Source organism: Pseudomonas sp. GW823-FHT03E05, from assembly GCF_058796855.1.
In genome coordinates, this window is sequence record NZ_JBXAJB010000001.1 from 664,927 (window position 1) to 685,226 (window position 20,300).

At 65.0% G+C, this 20,300-nt stretch carries 15 protein-coding genes; 7 read left to right on the plus strand and 8 right to left on the minus strand.

The window, feature by feature from the left end:
* Positions 1–131 precede the first annotated feature (131 nt).
* Both AC1RCO_RS03005 and AC1RCO_RS03010 read right to left on the minus strand, forming a co-directional pair.
* On the minus strand, positions 132–1,376 hold the full coding sequence (locus AC1RCO_RS03005) for a saccharopine dehydrogenase family protein (RefSeq protein WP_011061818.1): 1,245 nt from the start codon (positions 1,374–1,376) through the stop codon (positions 132–134).
* A gap of 30 nt (positions 1,377–1,406) precedes the next feature.
* On the minus strand, positions 1,407–2,504 hold the full coding sequence (locus tag AC1RCO_RS03010; protein WP_011061817.1) for a carboxynorspermidine decarboxylase: 1,098 nt from the start codon (positions 2,502–2,504) through the stop codon (positions 1,407–1,409).
* A gap of 242 nt (positions 2,505–2,746) precedes the next feature.
* Between AC1RCO_RS03010 and AC1RCO_RS03015 the strand changes: the two genes are divergently transcribed.
* Entirely contained in the window at positions 2,747–4,675 is a 1,929-nt protein-coding gene (locus AC1RCO_RS03015) for a hybrid sensor histidine kinase/response regulator (protein WP_492617365.1), read from the plus strand.
* Between the two features lie 29 nt (positions 4,676–4,704).
* On the opposite strand, the gene AC1RCO_RS03020 is transcribed toward AC1RCO_RS03015, so the two are convergent.
* The 5 genes from AC1RCO_RS03020 to AC1RCO_RS03040 form a co-directional block, all read right to left on the minus strand.
* Positions 4,705–6,144, minus strand: coding sequence for an amidase (locus AC1RCO_RS03020; RefSeq protein WP_492617366.1), 1,440 nt, complete (start codon positions 6,142–6,144; stop codon positions 4,705–4,707).
* Positions 6,145–6,232: 88 nt separating this feature from the next.
* Positions 6,233–7,405, minus strand: a complete 1,173-nt coding sequence (locus AC1RCO_RS03025; RefSeq protein ID WP_492617367.1) for an amidohydrolase — start codon at positions 7,403–7,405, stop codon at positions 6,233–6,235.
* A gap of 50 nt (positions 7,406–7,455) precedes the next feature.
* Positions 7,456–8,760: an MFS transporter gene (locus AC1RCO_RS03030; protein WP_015635991.1), complete on the minus strand. Its 1,305-nt coding sequence runs from the start codon at positions 8,758–8,760 to the stop codon at positions 7,456–7,458.
* Between the two features lie 110 nt (positions 8,761–8,870).
* The gene (locus AC1RCO_RS03035) at positions 8,871–10,232 is read right to left on the minus strand and encodes a DUF1329 domain-containing protein (RefSeq protein WP_401018027.1); all 1,362 of its coding nucleotides are present in this window, start codon (positions 10,230–10,232) and stop codon (positions 8,871–8,873) included.
* 34 nt (positions 10,233–10,266) lie between these two features.
* Positions 10,267–12,018 (minus strand): DUF1302 domain-containing protein, encoded by a 1,752-nt coding sequence (locus AC1RCO_RS03040; protein ID WP_169893568.1) that lies wholly within the window; start codon positions 12,016–12,018, stop codon positions 10,267–10,269.
* A 126-nt stretch (positions 12,019–12,144) separates the two neighbouring features.
* Between AC1RCO_RS03040 and AC1RCO_RS03045 the strand changes: the two genes are divergently transcribed.
* Positions 12,145–13,101, plus strand: coding sequence for a LysR family transcriptional regulator (locus tag AC1RCO_RS03045; RefSeq protein ID WP_019094857.1), 957 nt, complete (start codon positions 12,145–12,147; stop codon positions 13,099–13,101).
* Positions 13,102–13,276: 175 nt separating this feature from the next.
* On the opposite strand, the gene AC1RCO_RS03050 is transcribed toward AC1RCO_RS03045, so the two are convergent.
* Complete coding sequence (locus AC1RCO_RS03050) at positions 13,277–14,296, minus strand: AraC family transcriptional regulator (protein ID WP_492617368.1); 1,020 nt, start codon at positions 14,294–14,296, stop codon at positions 13,277–13,279.
* Positions 14,297–14,399: 103 nt separating this feature from the next.
* Between AC1RCO_RS03050 and AC1RCO_RS03055 the strand changes: the two genes are divergently transcribed.
* The 5 genes from AC1RCO_RS03055 (at position 14,400) to argE (ending at position 20,164) form a co-directional block, all read left to right on the plus strand.
* On the plus strand, positions 14,400–16,295 hold the full coding sequence (locus AC1RCO_RS03055) for an acyl-CoA synthetase (RefSeq protein WP_125063033.1): 1,896 nt from the start codon (positions 14,400–14,402) through the stop codon (positions 16,293–16,295).
* 238 nt (positions 16,296–16,533) lie between these two features.
* Positions 16,534–17,850 carry a flavin-containing monooxygenase gene (locus AC1RCO_RS03060; RefSeq protein ID WP_019094861.1) on the plus strand — a complete coding sequence of 439 codons (1,317 nt, stop codon included), beginning with the start codon at positions 16,534–16,536 and terminating at the stop codon, positions 17,848–17,850.
* Positions 17,850–18,260, plus strand: a complete 411-nt coding sequence (locus tag AC1RCO_RS03065; protein WP_011061806.1) for a RidA family protein — start codon at positions 17,850–17,852, stop codon at positions 18,258–18,260. The genes AC1RCO_RS03060 and AC1RCO_RS03065 overlap by 1 nt, the downstream gene beginning before the upstream one ends.
* Before the next feature lie 70 nt (positions 18,261–18,330).
* Positions 18,331–19,008 carry a DUF1028 domain-containing protein gene (locus AC1RCO_RS03070; RefSeq protein ID WP_011061805.1) on the plus strand — a complete coding sequence of 226 codons (678 nt, stop codon included), beginning with the start codon at positions 18,331–18,333 and terminating at the stop codon, positions 19,006–19,008.
* Positions 19,001–20,164 carry an acetylornithine deacetylase gene (gene argE / locus AC1RCO_RS03075; RefSeq protein ID WP_011061804.1) on the plus strand — a complete coding sequence of 388 codons (1,164 nt, stop codon included), beginning with the start codon at positions 19,001–19,003 and terminating at the stop codon, positions 20,162–20,164. The genes AC1RCO_RS03070 and argE overlap by 8 nt, the downstream gene beginning before the upstream one ends.
* Positions 20,165–20,300: the final 136 nt, after the last annotated feature.

The window sequence follows — 20,300 nt, forward strand, 5'->3', positions numbered from 1 at the left end:
CACTGCGAAGGAGCAGGGCGGGAGCCCCTGAAGTGGGATCTGTCGCACAGAAACGCAAAAGCGACGCACAAACGAAACATTCATCCAGGCAGGAGGCGCCTGCATCGGCGCCTCCTGTCGTGGCTAGTGCATCAAGCCTTGGCGTCCCATGGGCGGTCGCCCTGTTCGTCCTTGATGCGGGTCGGCAGGCCCATCAGGTCCAGCGCCTTGAGGAACGGCTTGGCCGGCAGTTCCTCGACGTTGGCCATGCGCTGCACGTCCCACTCGCCACGGGCCACCAGCAGGGCGGCGGCCACGGGCGGTACGCCGGCGGTGTAGGAAATGCCCTGGCTGTCGGTCTCGGCGTAGGCTTCTTCGTGGTCGGCCACGTTGTAGATGAAGACTTCGCGCGGCTGGCCATTCTTGCTGCCCTTGACCAGGTCACCGATGCAGGTCTTGCCGGTGTAGCCCGGGGCCAGGGAGGCCGGGTCAGGCAGCACGGCCTTGACCACTTTGAGCGGCACCACTTCCAGGCCTTCGGCGGTCTTCACCGGTTGCTCGGAGAGCAGGCCCAGGTTGCGCAGCACGGTGAACACATTGATGTAGTGCTCGCCGAAGCTCATCCAGAACCGCACGTTGGGCACGTCGAGGTTCTTCGACAGCGAGTGCACTTCATCGTGGCCGGTCAGGTACAGGTTTTGCGAGCCGACCACAGGCAGGTCGTCGGTACGCTTGACTTCGAACATGGTGTTGCTGGTCCACTGGCTGTCCTGCCAGCTCCACACCTGCCCGGTGAATTCGCGGAAGTTGATTTCCGGGTCGAAATTGGTGGCGAAATATTTGCCGTGGGAACCGGCATTGACGTCGAGAATGTCGATCGAGTCGATGCGGTCGAAATGTTCCTGCTGGGCCAGGGCCGCATAGGCGTTGACCACGCCCGGGTCGAAGCCGACGCCGAGGATCGCGGTGATGTTCTTCTGCTGGCACTCTTCGAGATGCTTCCACTCGTAGTTGCCGTACCAGGGCGGGGTCTCGCAGATCTTGCCCGGTTCTTCGTGGATCGCGGTGTCCAGGTAGGCCACACCGGTATCGATGCAGGCACGCAGCACCGACATGTTGAGGAAGGCGGAACCGACGTTGATGACGATCTGCGACTCGGTCTCGCGGATCAGCGCCTTGGTTGCCTCGATGTCCAGCGCGTTGAGCGCATAGGCTTTTATTTCAGCGGGCTGTTTGAGGCTGCCCTTGGCCTTGACGCTGTCGATGATGGCCTGGCATTTGGAGATGTTGCGCGACGCGATAGCAATACGACCGAGTTCGTCGTTGTGCTGCGCGCACTTGTGGGCCACCACCTTGGCGACACCTCCTGCACCAATGATAAGAACATTCTTCTTCAATTTATTTACTTCTCCTCGTGACCTGTCCGCTCAGGAAAGGCTGGACAGGTAGTCTTCGAAACCAAACTCGCGTACCACCTCGATGCTGCCATCGAGTTGTTTCACGACAATGGACGGCATTTTCAGACCGTTGAACCAGTTTTTCTTGACCATGGTGTAACCCGCCGCATCAATGAACGACAGTCGATCGCCGATGGCCAGCGGACGATCAAATTGGTATTCGCCGAAGATATCCCCGGCCAGGCAGGACTTGCCGCACACCATGTAGGTATGTTCGCCCGCGCTTGGTGACAGCTTGGCGTTCAGGCGATAGATCAGCAGGTCGAGCATGTGGGCTTCGATGGAGCTGTCCACCACGGCCAGGTGCTTGCCGTTGTACAGGGTGTCGAGCACGGTCACTTCCAGGGAGGCGCTCTGGGTGATCGCCGCTTCGCCCGGCTCCAGGTAGACCTGCACGCCGTACTTCTGGGAGAAGGCCTTGAGGCGCGCGCAGAAGGCGTCCAGGGCGTAGTCCTCGCCGGTGAAGTGGATGCCGCCGCCGAGGCTGACCCACTCGACCTTGTGCAGCAGGTGGCCGAAGCGTTCCTCGATGGTGGTCAGCATCTGGTCGAACAGGCCGAAGTCGCCGTTCTCGCAGTTGTTGTGGAACATGAAGCCGGAGATCTGCTCGATGACCTGCTCGATCTTGGCCGGGTCCCACTCGCCCAGGCGGCTGAACGGGCGCGCCGGGTCGGCCAGCAGGTAGTCCGAGCTGCTCACCTGGGGGTTGACCCGCAGGCCGCGCACCTTGCCCGCGCTGGCGTCGGCAAAGCGCTGCAGCTGGCTGATGGAGTTGAAGATGATCTTGTCGCAGTTGGCGAGCATCTCCTCGATCTCGTCGTCGGCCCAGGCCACGCTGTAGGCGTGGGTCTCGCCTTCGAACTTCTGCCGGCCGAGCTTGAGCTCGTAGAGCGACGAGGAGGTGGTGCCGTCCATGTACTGCTGCATCAGGTCGAACACCGACCAGGTGGCGAAGCACTTGAGGGCCAGCAGGGCCTTGGCGCCGGACTGCTCGCGCACGTAGGCGATCTTCTGCATGTTGCTCAAAAGCTTCTGCTTGTCGATGAGGTAGTACGGCGTCTTGATCATTTCAGGGTCTCCGGCAGGGCCAGCCAAAAAGGTACGCATTGTGCCCGCAGTGCCACTAGATCGAAAGCTCGGAAATATATTTTCCACGGTCAACCGTCTGTCCCTTGCGTTGTCGAGCCAGGCATGCGATTCCACACAGACAGCTGCAGGCGGTGCACACTGGCCCGAGCCCCGGTCGATGAATGCTGCGGCGCTGCAACGTTTCGCCGATTCGATGAAAAAAATACCCGACGGAAACTGCCATGCCTGATCTGCCCGAGCCGTACCACCCCCTCACTGACGATCGCTTCCGCCTGCTGGTCGATGCGGTGGTGGACTACGCGATCTACATGCTCGACGCACAGGGCCGGGTCGCCAGTTGGAACAGCGGTGCCCGGCGCTTCAAGGGCTACCGGGAGGAGGAAGTGCTGGGCCGGCACTTTTCCTGCTTCTATACCCCCGAGGATCGCCAGGCCGGTTTGCCCCAGAGGGCGCTGGACAGTGCCGCGCAGTGCGGGCGTTTCGAAGGCGAGGGCTGGCGCCTGCGCAAGGATGGCACGCGGTTCTGGTGCCATGTGGTGATCGACCCGGTCCGCGACAGCGCCGGCGGGCTGATCGGCTTTGCCAAGGTCACCCGGGACATGACCGAGCAGCGGGCCGCCGAGCAGACCCTGAAACAGAGCGAACAGCAGTTCCGCCTGCTGGTGCAGAGCGTGACCGACTACGCGATCTACATGCTCGATGCCCAGGGCCGGGTCAGCAGCTGGAACCTGGGGGCGCAACGGATCAAGGGCTATGCCCCAGAGGAAGTCATCGGCCAGCACTTTTCACTGTTCTATACCGCCGAGGACCGGGCCAGCGACGAGCCGCGCAAGGCCCTGGAAGCCGCCGCCCGCGAAGGCCGTTTCGAGAAGCAGGGCTGGCGCCTGCGCAAGGACGGTACGCGGTTCCTGGCCCATGTGATTGTCGACCCGATCCGCGCCGACTCCGGGGCCATCATCGGTTTCGCCAAGATCACCCGCGACATCACCGAGGTGGTCCAGGCGCAGAAGGAACTGGAGGTCGCCCGCGAAGCGCTGTTCCAGTCGCAGAAGCTCCAGGCCATCGGCCAGCTCAGCGGCGGCATCGCCCATGACTTCAACAACCTGCTGACGGTGATCCGCGGCAACCTGGAGCTGCTGCACAAACGGGTCGGCGATGACCCCAGGCTGCGGCGCCTGCTGGACAACGCGCTGCAGGGCACCGAGCGCGGCGTGACCCTGACCCAGCGCATGCTGGCCTTCGCCCGGCGCCAGGAGTTGAAATCCCAGGCCCTGGACCTGGGCCAACTGGTGGCCAGCCTCAGCGGCCTGTTGTGCAGTTCGGTGGGGCCCAGGATTGCCCTGCGGGTGGAGATGGCGCCGGACCTGCCGGCGGTGCAGGCTGATCTCAACCAGCTGGAACTGGCGCTGCTGAACCTGGTGAGCAATGCCCGGGATGCCATGCCCGAGGGCGGTTCGATCCTGATCGAGGCGCAATTGCGCGGGGCCACGGGCAACCTGGCCCGGGGGCAGTACGTCTGCCTGGCGGTGATCGACGATGGCCAGGGCATGGACGAACAGACCCTGGCCTGCGCCGCCGATCCGTTCTTCACCACCAAGGGCCTGGGCAAGGGCACCGGCCTGGGCCTGTCGATGGTCCACGGCCTGGCCGAGCAACTGGGCGGGCGCCTGGTGCTCCAGAGCCGCCTGGGCCAGGGCACCCGCGCCGAGCTGTGGCTGCCCCTGGCGAGCGCGGCCAAGGGTTCGCCGGGCAGTGAGGCCATGCCTGTCCCGGGCCCGGACCACCCGCCGCTGTGCGTGCTGCTGGTGGATGACGACAGCCTGGTCCTGGACAGCACCACGCTGCTGCTGGAGGACCTGGGCCATCGAGTCATCCGCGCCGCCAGCGGGGCCCAGGCGCTGCAGTGTCTTGAGCAGCACCGGGACATCCAGCTGATGATCAGCGACATGGCCATGCCACACATGGATGGCCGCCAGTTGGCCGAAGCGGTGCGGCGCCTGCACCCGCAGTTGCCGATCATCCTGGCCAGCGGTTATGCCCAGCGCCAGGACGGCCCGGTGCCGGAGCTGCCACGGATCTTCAAGCCCTTCAGCCAGGCGCAGTTGAGGGACGCCCTGGCCCAGGTCCTGGCGCAGTCTGCGGCGGGCTGACTGCGGCGCACGGCAAGAGGGTGCGAACCCTACACCGGCGACACCTGCTGGGCCATGGCCGCGCCGGTCATGGGGGCCTGTGGAAAGGGCGCGGGAAATGCACGCTCGTAAGCCCGGCATACCCGCAGCACCTGATCGTCGGCAAATCGCGCGCCAACCACCTGCAGGCCGATGGGCAATCCCGCCTCCGAGAACCCGCAGGGCAATGAGGCAGCAGGTTGCTGGGTCAGGTTGAAGGGGTAGCTGAAAGGCGACCACTTCATCCAGTCATCGATTGCGCTGCCGGGCGGGGTGTCGTGGCCGGCCTCGAACGCGGTGATCGGCAGCATCGGGCAGACCAGCAGGTCGTAGCGGCTGTGAAACATGTTCATGTGGGCCATCAAGGCCGCTCGGGCTTCCTGGGCCGCGGTGAAGTCGGCGAGGGTGGTGTGGCGGCATTCTTCGGTAAAGCGCAACAGGCCCGGATCGAGCATGTCTTTCTGGGCCGTGCTCAGTTGCCGGGCCAGCGTCTGTGCGCCGGCGTAGATCACGCTCTTGAACAGTTGCAGGGGGTCGTCGAATCCCGGGTCGGCCGCTTCGACGATCGCCCCCAGTTGTTCCAGCCGCGCCACGGCCTGCGCCACCTGGCGAGCGACCTGCGGATCAACCTGCACATAGCCGAAGTCTGCGCTGTAGGCGATGCGCAGGCCGTTGAGGTGGGTGCTGTCGGGCAGCCACGGGGTGTGTCGCGGGGCTCCCATCAGCGCGTCCCGCGGGTCGGGGCGGGCGATGGCCTGCAGGAGCAGCACGGCGTCTTCCACGGTGCGGGTCATGGGGCCCAGGTGAGACACCAGGGTCGTCGCGCTGGCCGGGTACTGGGGGATGTAGCCAAAGGTGGGCTTGAAGCCGAAAGTGCCGGTAAAGCTGGCGGGGATGCGGATCGAGCCTCCGGCATCGCTGCCCTGATGCAGCACGCCCAGATTGAGCGCCGCGGCCACCGCTGCGCCGCCGGAGGAGCCGCCACTGGTCATGCGGGTGTCCCAGGGGTTGCGGGTGATGCCGTAGAGCGGGCTGTCGGTCACGCCTTTCCAGCCGAACTCCGGGCTGGTGGTCTTGCCCAGCACCACGGCGCCGGCCTCCCGCATGAAAGTGGTGACGGGCGCGTCGATGTCCCAGGGGCCTTCGGCCGAAATGGTCATCGATGCTTTGCGCGTGGGCATGCCCCGGGTCGGGGTCAGCTCCTTGATCGATGTGGGCAAGCCGTCGAGGGCGCCGCAGGGCTGGCCCTTCATCCAGCGCTTTTCAGCTTCGCGTGCGGTGTTCAGCGCGCCTTCGGGATCGGTGTAGCAAAAGGCATTGACCCGCGGGTTGAAGCGCTCGATGCGGGCCAGTGCGTCCTGGGTGACCTCCACGGGAGACAGCTGCTGGTCACGGTAATGACCGAGCAGCTCGATGGCGCTCATGTCGGCGATGGCGGTGGCGTTTGGCATGGCAGTGTCCTGATAGGCGGGTGCAGGGCTGGCCTGCACAAGACAGTGTGTGGGCGCCCAGTTCGGGGCACCCCGAGAACCAAGCGCCTCAGCGCAAGTAGCCTTCGACCAGTTCCACCCAGCACGCTGCGCCCAGGGGAATCAATTGATCGTTGAAGTCGTAGTGATCGTTGTGCACCGAGCAGCCGTTGAACTCCCCGGTGCCATTGCCCAGGCCGAAATAGCAGCCGGGCACTTCGTCCAGCATCCAGGCAAAATCCTCGCTGCCCATTGCCCTGAATGACACTTGCTCCACCACGTTCTCGTCGCCCAGGGCCTTGCGCGCGGCGTCGAGCATCTGTCGCGTCTCGGCGACGGTGTTCACCAGGACCGGGGCCAGCAACTGATAGTCGATCTCGGCGGTGACCCCGAATGCTGCGGCCTGGCCCTCGACGATGGTGCGGATCCGCTGCTCGACCTGTTGGCGGATCGCCGGGTCAACCGTGCGCACGCTGAGCTCCAGCATGGCCGATTCGGGAATGATGTTGGTGGCGGTTCCGGCGTGTACCTTGCCGATGCTGATCACCACCGCATCGTTGGCGCTGATGTTGCGCGAGACCACGGTTTGCAGGGCACTGATGATGCCGGCCAGGGCCGGGATCGGATCGACGGCGCGCTCCGGCACGGCGCCGTGTCCGCCTTTGCCGGTCAGGGTAATGCCGACCCGCTCGGACGAGGCCATGACCCCGCCGCTCTTGATGATCGCGTAGCCCACGGGAAACCCCGGCATGTTGTGGAAGGCGTACACCGCATCGCAGGGGAAGCGCCGGAACAGCCCGTCGGCCATCATGCTCCTGGCGCCGGTCAGGCCTTCTTCATCCGGTTGGAAGATCAGGTTCAGCGTGCCGTCGAACTCGCCGTGCAGGGCCAGTTGTTCGGCCGCCGCCAGCAGGGTGGCGGTGTGGCCGTCATGACCACAGGCGTGCATCACCCCGGCGCGTTGGCTGGCCCAGGGCAAGCCGTTGCGCTCGATGATCGGCAGGGCATCCATGTCCGCCCGCAGGCCCAGGGTCCTGGTGCCCGAGCCGCGACGCAGGACGCCGACCACGCCATGGCCGCCCACCCCGGTGTGGACTTCATAACCCCAGCCTTCGAGCAGGCCGGTGACCAGGGCTGCGGTGTCCAGGGTGTCTTCACCCAGCTCCGGATGGGCGTGGATGTTGCGCCTGATCTTCAGGAAGCGCTCGGTGCTGGCTTGCAGTCGGTCTTGCAGAGAGGTCATGTTCACAACGGATTCCTTGTTCCAGGTAGAGGGGCAGTTGCAGGTCGAATTCAGGGACGGCCGGGATATTCCGGGTAGAAACGCAGGGCCACGCCACTGAGCACGATGGCGCTGCACAGATACCAGGCAGGTACCAGCGGGCTTGCGGTCACGGCGATCAGCCAGGTCACGATCAGCGGCGAGAACCCCCCGAACAGGGTGACCCCGAAGCTGTAGACGATCGACAGCCCGGTGACTCGCTCGTCACGGGCGAAGGCTTCCATCAGCAGCGCCAGGCCGGCACCGCCGCTGATGGCCATCGGCAGGATCAGCATCGACACCGCCACCAGGCAGAGCAGGGTGCTTTGCAGGCCCAGCAGCATGAAGGCCGGGTAGGTCAGGATGATCTGCAGCCCGCACAGCCAGTACAGCAAGGGCTTGCGCCGTGGCATGCGGTCAGCCCATCGCGAGGCCAGCGGGGGAACGACCGTCAGCAGGACGCAAGCGAAGGCCACCAGCGAAAAGGCGAAGCTGCTGGAGTAGTGCAAGGTCCGGGTGAGGTAGGTCGGCATGTAGAACACCACCATGTAGGAGGTGACCGTCGAACTGGCCATGAGCAGTATTCCCAGCCCCAGGGTGCGCGCGTGCTTGCGCAACAGGTCGCGAAACGGCGTCGGGTTCTCCGGGTTCTGGTGGGTTTCATCCAGGTGCTTGCGGATGTACCAGCCCACCGGGCCTATCAGCAGGCCGATGATGAACGGAACGCGCCAGCCCCAGCTGTGCAGCGCCTGCTCCGACAGAACACTGGTCAGCGCCAGCCCGGAAAGTGCCCCGAGCAGGGCGGCAGCGCCCTGGCTCGCGCCTTGCCAGCAGACCATGAAGCAGCGGTTGTCGGTGCGCCCGGACTCCATCAGGAAGGCCGACGCGGCACCGACTTCACCGCCCGCGGAAAAGCCCTGCAGCATCCGCCCCAGCACCAGCATGATGGTGGCGAAGATCCCGATGCTGGAATAGGTGGGGGTAAAGGCAATGATGCCCGTGCCGATGGTCATCAAGGCAATGGTCAGCGACAGCGCCTGCTTGCGGCCGTAGCGGTCGGCCACCCGGCCAATCAGTACCGCCCCTAGCGGGCGGACGACAAAACCCAGGGCGAAGGTCACCAGCGACATCATCAGCGATGCCAATGGGGAGTCGGAGGGGAAGAACAGCTGGCCGATGATCACCGCGAAAAAGCTGTAGACGGTGAAGTCGTACATCTCCAGCGCATTGCCCAGGGAGGAGGCGACGACCACCCGGCGCATGTTGCCGCGGGGTATTGCCGGTGCTGTGCTCGGCGCGTATTGAAGCGGTAGCGAAGGAGCGGGGGTGCTTTTCATGGCATTTTCCAAAGAGTGGCGGTTGGCACAGAGGCTGTGCCCACCGCCAGTACGAGGTCCTGGCGCCCCCTCGGCGAAGGCGCTGTTGTTCGAGCCGTCGTGACCCGAGTTCAGCGCACCCCACTCTGGCGCAAGGCGTTGGGCGTGAACTCGGCCTCCAGCGCCTTGACGCCGAACTGATAGTTGCTCTTCTCTTCGTTCTTCAGGCCCAGCACCAGGTAGCGGCCGCTGACCATGTCATTCAGGGTCTCGGCGGTGTACCAGGGCACCTGGCTGTTGTAGTAGGAAAGCTGGTGGGCTTCGGCAACCCGCCACAGGGTATTGCGCCCGTCGTAGTGATCGATGACCGCGGCCTGCCAGGAGTCCTCGTCGATGTAGAAATCGCGCTTGGCATACACATGGCGCTGGCCGGGTTTCAAGGTCGCGACCACGTGCCACACACGGTGCAGTTCATAGCGCGCCAGATCCTGGTTGATGTGCCCGGCCTTGGTGATCTCGGCGTACTTGAGCGTGGGCGAATCGAGCTTGTAACTGTTGTAGGGGATGTACAGTTCCTGCTTGCCCACCAGTTGCCAGTCATAGCGATCCGGCGCGCCGTTGAACATGTCGTAGTTGTCCACCACGCGCTGGCCGTCGGTACTGGCGGCCGGCCCGTCGTAGGCCACCTGCGGGGCCCGCCGCACACGGCGCTGGCCGGCGTTGTAGATCCAGGCCTGGCGAGGTTCCTTGACCTGATCGAGGGTCTCGTGAACCAGTTCCACGTTGCCGGCCAGGCGCGCTGGCGCGACCACGGTCTGCTTGTTGTAGAACAGCACGTTGCTCGGCTTGGCCGGATCGTAGTCGGCGAGGCTCTCGCGCAACACGTACTGGTGGGCAAAGGTCACGGGTGTGCCGTTGCCCTGGACATCCGGCACGATCTGCACCATCTGGCGCTTCACGCTGTCACCGCGATAACGGGTGATGTGGTTCCAGATCACCTCCAGCCCATTCTTGGGAATCGGAAACGGATAGGCCTTGGTGAAGTGCTCCAGCCCGTTACCGCCGGCAACCAGGGTGGTGTTCAGGGCGTTCTTGCGGGCCGCCTCGACGATGCTCGGCGGTACGTTGGCGCTGCGGTGAGTGGGGTAGACGTTCATCCGGTAATCGGGGTAGCGCTTGAACATCGCGACCTGGCCCGGAGACAGGCGGCTTTTGTACTGCTCGAGGTTCTGCGAGGTAATGCTGAACAGCGCTTGCTCGCTGCCATAGGGGTCGGCGAGAAAACCTGCGCTGTCGATCGCCCCGGCATTCTTCGCCAGGCCGCCGGTCCAGGCCGGAATGGTGCCGTCGGCATTGCCGGCGCGCTCGGCACCCACCGGGGTCAGCGTGGTCTCGAGCTTGGCCGCCTCTTCGGGCGACACTGCGGCCATGGCCGACGTGCAAAGCAGCAGCGACAACGCACTGCCGTGAAAAACCGACTTCGAAATGTTCATCGCACCCTGTCCTGTTCGATTGCTGATTGCGGATTCAAAAGCTCACGCCGAAGCTGAGGGCGACGAAGTCGCGATCAGTCGAAGTGTTGTAGGCGCCACCGAAGAAATCGGTGTAGGAAAGACTCGCCGAGTAGGTATTGCGAAGGTCGGCATCCAGGGCGAGGCTGATGGCCTTGCTGCCTTGGTTGAAGTTGGGGCCGTAGCCTTGCACGTCATGGGACCAGGACAGGCTGGGCTTGAGGTTCACCCCGGCGATCACGTTCTGATAGTCGAGGATGGCGCGGCCGCGATAACCCCAGGAATTGGCGGTGTAGAAGCCCTTGTTGTTGCAGTTCTGCGGGTTGACCGGGTTGGCCATCAGCGCGCAATTGCGGTTGTCGGGCAGTTCGCCGTTGCCGAAGATACTGTCCCGGCCGAAGCGCAAGGCGTTGCTGTTGATATCCCCCAGGTGGTTGTAGCCGATCTCGGTAATCAGGCTCAGGCGCTCGGCGGCCCAGACCTGGTCGATGAAATGGGTGAGGGTGATTTGCGCCTGGGTCACCGGCTTGCGCACATAACCGTGGAAGCTCTCGCCTGGCACTGGCTGCGCAAAGCCGCTGGTGAAGATCGGCGCACCGAGATCGGCCGCCATCGGGCCGGCGAGCGCGGCAATGGTCACGTCGCTGCCGTTGAGTGACAGCGGCATGTTCGGCCGGTAGCTCAGTTCGCCGGAAACCGCAGTGGTGCCCAGGGTGGTGGCAAAGCTCAGGCCATAGAGGCGGATGTCTTCCGGGTACTCGATGAAGTACTCGGCGCTCGATGCCCTGGTCCCAGGCTTAACCGCGAAGGGGGCCGTGCCGACCGTGCCACCGAGGAAAGGCGCGCGGCTGTGGTAGTTCAGGGCATACAGGCCGAACTCGGTGTTGTTCAGCGCCTCGACCTGCCAGCGCAGGGCCATCCCGAACTGGCCACTGTCCCGCGCGTCGCGGTCGCCACCCCGGGTGAAGTGATACTGGCCATTGGGGTCCCAGGGGGGCGAGAAACCCATGCGGGTATTGCATCCATCGGCCATCACGTCGGAGCCGAAAAAGGTCCCGCAATTGTCGACGACGGTCTGGTCCCATTCCAGTTGATAGAAAAATTCGGCAGAGAGGTTTTCGCTCAGCCCCTGGGACAAAAACAGCATGTTGACCGGAATCAGGCCTTCCTTGATTTCGGCTCCCGGGCGCCGGAAGGCAGCGACATCCGTCGGGTTGATCACGTTGATGCCATTGCCGATGAAGGTACTTTCCCCCCAACTGACCACCTGTTTGCCCAGGCGCGCATTGCCGGGCTGATCGGCGATGAAATAGTTGTGATAGACAAAGGCGTCCAGCAGCTGCGCGCCCGAGGACTTGGCGGCTTCCTTGCGATGCTCATCGCTGATCTGCACATAGCGCCGGCTCTCGTCCTTGAGCTCGAAGTCGTACCAGTACTTGCCCCGCAGGAATACTCCGCTGTCGCCGTAGCTGAGCTGCAGGTCGTGTACGCCCTTGAAGATCTTCGAGAAGGTTTCGCCCTTGCGAAAGTTCAGCCGGCCGTCGTCGGAGGATTGGCTTGAGGCGTGCCCTGCGTTCCACGTGCCGATGAAGGCCCGGTCCGGGTTGCGCAGTGCCCAGCTGGCGCCAATGGACAACGAAGAATCGAATTGCCCCTGGATCTCGCCGATGTCGAAGGTAGCGGCCTGGCCAGGTGCGCTGATGCTCAGTGCAAGCAGCGTTGGCAGGCCCAGTAAGCGGAATGGATCAAGCTGGAATTGGTGCGCCACAGAACTTCCCCATCGTTTTTTTTATTGGAGGCAGTACGTGTTGTCTGCCGGGCGATGCTGGTGGTGGAGAATCTTCTGGGAGCGTGTTAAGAGTGTCCAATGCAAAGATAGGGCTGGATTAATGCAGTGAACGACTTAATCGATCTGAAACGTGTGCGCCATCTGGTCTATCTGAGCGAGGAACTGCATTTTTCCCGCGCTGCGGCTCGGGCCAACCTGTCGCAGACGGCGTTCAGCCGCAGCATCCAGTCGCTGGAAGCGGACCTGGGCGTTCGGCTCTTCGATCGTGATACGCGCACGGTGATGCTCACCGCTGCCGGGCAGCAGTTGATCGGGCGTGCTCATGAGCTGCTCGGTTGCGCCAGGAAGCTGGTGGCGCAAGCCATCGATATTGCCGGCGCCGAAGGTGGGGAACTGCGCCTGGGCATCAACCCGATGGCGGCCACGCTCAACACCGTCGATATTCTCATCAGGTTGCGCAAACAGGTCCCCAGGCTGGTGCTCAATGTCCAGGTCGGGTACTGGAATCAGTTGTGCCACCTGCTGGAAACCGAGCAACTGGATTTCGTGGTCGCCAGCCTCAAGTCGGGCGAGGAAATCGACCCGCGCTTTTCCGTGACCCATCTGCCGCCTCAGCCGGCCTCGGTATTCTGTCGCCGCGATCACCCGCTGGCCCGCCAGGCAGGCCCGATTGCCCGTGCCCAGATCCTCGACTACCAGTGGAGTGGCGTGTCGCCGTCCAACGAAGCTTCGCTGTATGCCCTGTTCGATCTGGCGCCGGGCACCTTGCTGCCCTGGACCCTGAGCTCCAACGATCTGAACCTGTTGCGCGAAACCACCCTGAGCAGCGACTCGTTGCTCCTGACCTGGCGCTCGTGGCTCGACCAGGACCTGCACAACGGGCTGCTGGTGGACCTGGCACCGTTCATACAGCCGCCCTGGCCGGCGGATGTGCTGACCATCCGCTACGCCGTGGTGACCCATGCCGGGCGCACGCTTTCACCGATTGCCCAGCAAGCCGTGGACATGATCGTCAGAGAAGCCCCGGGAAGTGCCGGGCTGTCGACATTCCCGGGTGCTTGAACCGCGGGTGCCGGGGGCTCAACCGGCCGCCGCAAAGGTCTGTACGAAAACTCGCCGAGCAAAGATCAGGCTAGGCAAAAGCAGGCGAGGAAGCCGAGTCCAGCGGCCTGAATGAGCATGCCGAGCCTGTCTTCAACGCAGTCTGATCGAAGCACAGGTAGTTTTCGTACAGAGCCTAAGGTTGCGCCAGGTGCCTTTGGCGACATGCGCTGGGGCTCTGGCCGAACCAGCGATAGCAGGCGCGGGTCAGCGAGCTGGGGTCGCCGTAGCCCAACAGGAACGCCACTTCGGTCAGGGCGATCTGCGGGTGGGGCAGCAGCGACTCAAGGCGCTTGCGGCGCAAGTCATCGATGATTTCCTCCACGCGCAAGCCTTGGGCTAGCAGGCGGCGCTGGAGCATATGCCGGGGCATGCCCAGTTGTCCGGCCAGGACCGGCAGCGTGCAGTTGCCCGTCACCAGCAGGCGCTCCACCAGTATTTCCACCTGGCGCCCCAGGTCCAGGGGGTGGCTCTGGATCAGGCGGCGGACAATGCGCTCGGTGGTCTCAAGCATTGCCGGGCTGGCGCTGGCCAGCGGGGTACTGAGCAAGCTGGCGGGAAAGAGCAGGGCGTTTTCAGCCTGGTTGGTGCGTACCCGGCAGCCATACAGGGCGCGATAGGCCTTGGCGTCGAGGGGGCTGTCATGCCTGAAATTGATTTGCCATTGCTTGCCGGTGTGGTGGGTAACCCGGCGCAGGAAAGCCAGGGCAATGCCATGGACCAGCTCGCTCAATTGCCGGTCGCCCAGCCTGCTTACACTCAGGTCATGCTGCAGGTGCCAGGCGGCATATTGGCCCTCGACGCTCAGGCGCAGGTTCAGCCCGGGGGAGTGGTAGGGCATGTAGCGAGCGACCCGTTCCAGGGCATCGGCCAGGTGGCTGGCGTGGAGCACGATGAGGGCCAGCGGCCCGAGGATGGAGACGTCCTGCAGGTTCGCCAGGCGAGCGCCGAAATCCGCCAGCGACAAGGCCTGCGAGGTGATCTCCAGCAACTGCGCGACCTTCTCCAGGGGCAGGCTGAAATGGGCGTCGTCGAGCTGGGCCTGGGTCATGCCGACACGGGCCAGCAGGGCCTGGGCGTCACCGCCATGCTCGCTGACCAGTCGGGTGAAGCCGGTCAGGGCAGGGGCCCTGACAAACAAGGGGGGACGGTTCATTTTGTTCCCGAATGCCAAATTCTTGTTATCAAATGCCAAGTAACCTAATTCGCCTCATGCCAGCATCTCAAGTCAAGAAAATTCATGATTGGAGGTCTTGGAAATGCTTTGCGACTATCAGGACGTTCTGCAGATCGAGGCGGGTCCTCAGCCCTTTGCCGATATCAACAACACCTATGCGTTGATCGAACGCAGCGCGAGCCAATGGCCACAGGCCCCGGCCCTGAGCTTCTTTCTGCGGGTCGAGGATCATGCGCGGCCGGTGCGCTGGACATACGCCCAACTGCTGGCGGACATCACTCGCGCAGCCAACCTGTTCGAGCGCTTGGGGGTACGGCGGGGCGACGTGGTTGCGCTGATCCTGCCGAACTTGCCGCAAACCCATATCGCCATGTGGGGTGCGCAGACCGCGGGTATCGCCTTTGCGGTCAACGTCTTGCTGGACGGCACGCAGATGGCCGAGCTGCTGGCGACGGCCAAGGTCCGCTGGATAGTCACGGTAGGCCCCGAGCCGGATGCGCAGATCTGGCAGCGGGTCGAGGGCGCGATTGCCCGCTTGCCCGGCCTGCAAGGCGTATTGGCTGTCGACCCGATGCGGCACCTGCCGGGCCATGGGCAGAGCGCGCCGCTGCCCGCTGAAGTGGCCGGGGTGCCGGTCCTGGATTTTTTCGCCGAACTGGCCCTCGAGCCAGGCGAGCGCCTGCGGTTTGCCCCGCCGGGCCTGAACGACGTGGCGGCCTACTATTGCACCGGCGGCACCACCGGCTTGCCGAAAATTGCCCGTCACAGCCAGCGCAATGAAGTGATCTTCTGCGGGCAACTGGATGCGGTGATCGGCGCGCCGGTCCTGCGGCCAGGACGCACCGTGCTGACCGCGTTACCGCTGTTTCACGTCAATGCGCTGATCGGTTGTGGCCTGGCGGCATTTGCCCAGGGCGGTCATGTGCTGCTGGCACCACCGGCGGGGTTTCGCACGCCGGGATTCATGCCACGGTTCTGGGAGATAGTCGAAACCCATCAGGTCAGCAGCTATTCAGCTGTGCCCACGGTCTACGCCGGCCTGTTGCAGGTGCCCTGCGCGGGGCATGACACAAGCTCGCTGACGGTGGCGATCTGCGGCGCGGCGCCGATGCCCAGGGACTTGCTGCGCAAGTTCGAGCAACAGACAGGCCAGCGCATTCTCGAAGGCTATGGCTTGACCGAGGGCACTTGCGCGTCGTCGGTCAATCCGGCGCGTGGTGAGTCGCGCATTGGCTCGGTCGGCCTGCGCCTACCCTGGCAGGACATGCGGGTGATGATCCTCGATGAGCGAGGTGCCTGGTTGCGTGATGCGCAAGTCGATGAGGTGGGGGCGATCTGCATCAGCGGTCCCAATGTCTTCATCGGCTATCTGGACAGCGCCCATGATCAGGGGGCGTGGTTCGATACTGTCGCCCTCGACGGTGTGTCCGAACAGCGCTGGTTCAACACCGGGGACCTTGGGCGCTGCGATGGCGAAGGTTACTTCTGGCTCACCGGGCGCAAGAAGGAACTGATCATCCGCGGGGGGCACAACATTGAGCCCAAATACATCGAGGAGGTGCTGGCCACGCACCCCGATGTGGCGTTGTGTGCAGCGGTGGGCCGGCCCGACGCGCATGCCGGGGAAGTACCGGTGGCCTATGTGCAGGTGCGCGCCGGGAGTGCCATCAGCAGCGCCCAGTTGCTGGACTACGCGACGCGGCATATCAGCGAGCGCGCAGCGGTGCCCAAGGCGATCATCCTGGCCGACGCACTTCCCGTCACCGGAGTGGGCAAGATTTTCAAGCCCGCGCTGGTCATGGCTGAAATCGAGACAGTCATACGCCAGGAAGCCGCCTTGCTGGCCATCGAGCTGCAAGAGGTGAGGGTGGTGCAGAGCGCCAGGCAAGGCCTGGTGGCGAGCTATCGCTGCGCAGATGAAACCTCGCGACTGGCCGAGGCTCTGAGCCGCTACACCTTTGTCAGTGAGCGAAGCTGAGCCTGGGCTCCAGGCCGCGGGCCCGAGTGCTTGCGATGCAGCGCCGGTGCTGTGAAGTTGCACGCTTCGCATGCTCGCGCGCTGCCTCGCTTTTTCTTATCCAGCGAGCACATTTTTAATATTTTTCCTTCGCAGGCGTCTGTCGCACCATCTGTGGCATCCGACTTACCCCCGGGTTCTGAACAGCGTGCGCCCAGCCTTCCGGCCGGCGCCATTCGTCTCGCAGAAGGACACAGACATGACCGTAGAACAACCCATACAAGTGGACACCCTGGTGGTGGGCGCAGGCCAGGCCGGCGTGGCCATGAGCGAGCACCTGAGCAAGCTCGGGGTGCCGCACCTGGTGCTGGAGCGCAGCCGGGTGGCCGAGGCCTGGCGCACCGGGCGCTGGGATTCCCTGGTGGCCAACGGGCCGGCCTGGCACGACCGCTTTCCCGGGATGGAATTCGATGTCGCCGCCGATGCCTTCCCGGCCAAGGACCAGGTGGCGGACTATTTCGAAGCCTATGCGCGCAAGTTCAATGCGCCGATCCGCACCGGCGTGGAAGTGCGCAAGGTAGTGCGCAATGTCGGCCGCCCGGGCTTCACCGTGGAAACCTCCGAGGGGCTGATCCAGGCCCAACGGGTGGTGGCCGCCACCGGGCCGTTCCAGCGTCCGGTGATCCCGCCGATTGCCCCGGCCAATGACCGACTGACGCAGATCCACTCCGCCGAATACCGCAACCCGCAGCAACTGCCCGAGGGCGCGGTGCTGGTGGTGGGCGCGGGGTCGTCCGGGGTGCAGATCGCCGATGAGCTGCAGCGTGCGGGGCGCCGGGTCTACCTGTCGGTGGGGGCCCACGACCGGCCACCGCGCTCCTATCGCAACCGGGATTTCTGCTGGTGGCTCGGGGTGCTGGGAGAGTGGGACGCCGAGATCGCCAAGCCGGGGCGCGAGCACGTGACCATTGCCGTCAGCGGCGCCCGCGGCGGCCAGACCATCGACTTCCGCGCCCTGGCGCACCAGGGCATCACCCTGGTGGGGCTGACCAAGGCCTTTGCCGGCGAGCACGTGACCTTCCAGGCCGACCTGCTGGACAACCTGGCCCGGGGCGACGAGAACTACCTGGCATTGCTGGACGCGGCGGATGCCTACATCGCCCGCAACGGCCTCGACCTACCCCTGGAGCCCGAAGCCCGCCGGCGCCTGCCGGACCCGGACTGCGTCAAGCAGCCGATCCTCGAACTCGACCTGCAACAGGCCGGCATCACCTCGATCATCTGGGCCACCGGCTACGCCGTGGACTTTTCCTGGCTGCAGGTCGACACCTTCAGCGAACAGGGCAAGCCCCTGCACCAGCGCGGCGTGTCCCGCGAGCCGGGGGTCTACTTCCTCGGCCTGCCCTGGCTGTCGCGCCGTGGCTCGTCGTTTATCTGGGGGGTGTGGCACGACGCCAAGCATGTCGCCGATCACATCGCCACCCAGCGCAAGTACCAGGCCTACAGCGATGCCCGGCCGCCGGCGGCTACCGCCGAAGCACCGGCCCTCAACCTCAGCCCCGTGGGAGCCCACTGATGCCTACTCATACTCGCATCCGCATGTTCAACACCAAGGACACCTACCCCAACCAGTCACTGGACAACGACCTGTGCCAGGCCGTGCGCGCCGGCAACACGGTGTATGTGCGCGGCCAGGTCGGCACCGACTTCGACGGCCGGCTGGTCGGCCTCGGCGACCCGCGGGCCCAGGCCGAGCAGGCGATGAAAAACGTCAAGCAACTGCTGGAAGAGGCCGGCAGCGATCTGAGCCACATCGTCAAGACCACCACCTACCTCACCGACCCGCGCTACCGCGAGCCGGTCTACCAGGAGGTAGGCAAGTGGCTCAAGGGGGTGTTCCCGATCTCCACCGGGCTGGTGGTCTCGGCCCTCGGCCAGCCGCAGTGGCTGATGGAGATCGACGTGATCGCGGTGATCCCCGAGTGAGGGGGTTGCCGAAGGTTCCGGCGGCCTTGTGCCGCGCTTGCCACAAGGCCCTGTGGGCCAGGGAGTTTGCATGACTTTTTCCATCGTTGGACGCTGCGCCGAAACCGGCCAGCTGGGCATCGCCATCAGTTCTTCCAGCATCGCCGTGGGCGCGCGCTGCCCCTGGGTGCGGGCCGGAGTGGGCGCGGTGGCGACCCAGAACGTCACCTTGCCGGCCCTGGGCCCGCAGATCCTCGACCTGCTGGAGGGCCAGAAGCTCGACCCGGCCAGCGCCCTGGACCGGGCCCTGGGCAGCAACGGCTGGAGCCAGTATCGCCAGGTCACGGTGATCGACAGCCAGGGCCGCACCGCGTTGTTCAGCGGCCAGGAAGCCCTGGGTCAGCACAACGCGGTGGCGGGGGAGCAGTGCGTGGCGGCCGGCAACCTGCTGGCAGGCCCGCAGGTGATCGAGGCCATGGTTCAGGCCTTTGAAAACACCCCGGGCATGCTGGTGGAGCGCCTGCTGGCGGCGATGCAGGCAGCGATGGCGGCGGGGGGCGAGGCGGGGCCGGTGCATTCGGCGGCGCTGAGCGTGGTGGACGACCTGACCTGGCCCATCGTCGACTTGCGGGTGGACTGGGCCGACGCCGACCCCATCGGCCAGCTCGCCGGCCTGTGGCAGGCCTACCGGCCGCAGATGCAGGACTACCTGACCCGCGCCCTGGACCCGACGGCGGCGCCCAGCTACGGAGTGCCGGGCAATGAGTGAACAATCGAGCCGCGAGTTGTTGGCGCGGCTGGTGGGCTTTGCCACGGTCAGCCGCGACTCCAACCTGGAGCTGATCGGCTTCATCCGCGATTACCTGGCCAGCCATGGCGTGCACAGCGAGCTGATCTACAACCCGGAGCGGACCAAGGCCAACCTGTTTGCCAGCATCGGCCCCGAGGATCGTGGCGGTGTGGTGCTGTCCGGCCACACCGACGTGGTGCCAGTGGACGGCCAGGCCTGGAGTGTCGAGCCCTTTGTCCTCAGCGAGCGCGAAGGGCGCCTGTACGGCCGCGGTACCGCCGACATGAAAGGTTTCATCGCCTCGGTGCTGGCTGCGGTGCCGGGCCTGACCCGGCGCCGCTTGCGGCTGCCGGTGCACCTGGCCTTTTCCTATGACGAGGAGGTGGGGTGCCTGGGGGTGCGGCCGATGCTTGAGCGAATGCAGCAGCGGCCGCACAAACCGCTGCTGTGCCTGATCGGCGAGCCCACCGAGCTGCGCCCGGTGCTCGGCCACAAGGGCAAGCTGGCCATGCGCTGCCAGGTGCGCGGCGCGGCCTGCCATTCCGCCTATGCGCCCTATGGGGTCAATGCCATCGAGTACGCGGCGCGGCTGATCGGCAAGCTGGGGGAGATCGGCAGCCGCTTGGCGCAACCCGAGCACCACGACCCACGTTTCGATCCGCCGTTCTCCACGGTGCAGACCGGCACCATCCAGGGCGGTCGGGCCCTGAACATTGTGCCGGCCGAGTGCCAGTTCGATTTCGAGGTGCGCACCCTGCCGGGCTATGACGCCCAGGCGGTGGTGGACCAGTTGCAAGGCTATGCCCGGGACCAGCTGCTGCCGCAGATGCAGGCGGTGCAGGCCGACACCGGGATCGCCCTGCAACCTCTGAGTGCCTACCCGGGGCTGGCCACCGCTGCCGACAGCGAGGCCGCCGAACTGCTGGCGCTGCTCAGCGGCTCGCGGGAGTTCGGCACCGTGGCTTTCGGCACCGAGGGCGGGCTGTTCCACCAGGCCGGGATTCCCACGGTGGTCTGCGGCCCGGGCAGCATGGACCAGGGCCACAAGCCCGACGAGTTCATCAGCCTTGAGCAACTGCACGCCTGCGACGCCCTGTTGCTGCGCCTGGGCGACTGGCTGGAGCACCCGGCCTGAACCGGATGTGCTCAACCCAGGCTCCCTCGCCATGGGGCAGTGCCCATTCGCCGCCATCCGGACCTCCGGATGGCGGCGTTTTGCGTGGGGCGCCAGGCCGTCTGGTTGCAGAGCTTTTTCATGGGACTCGAACATA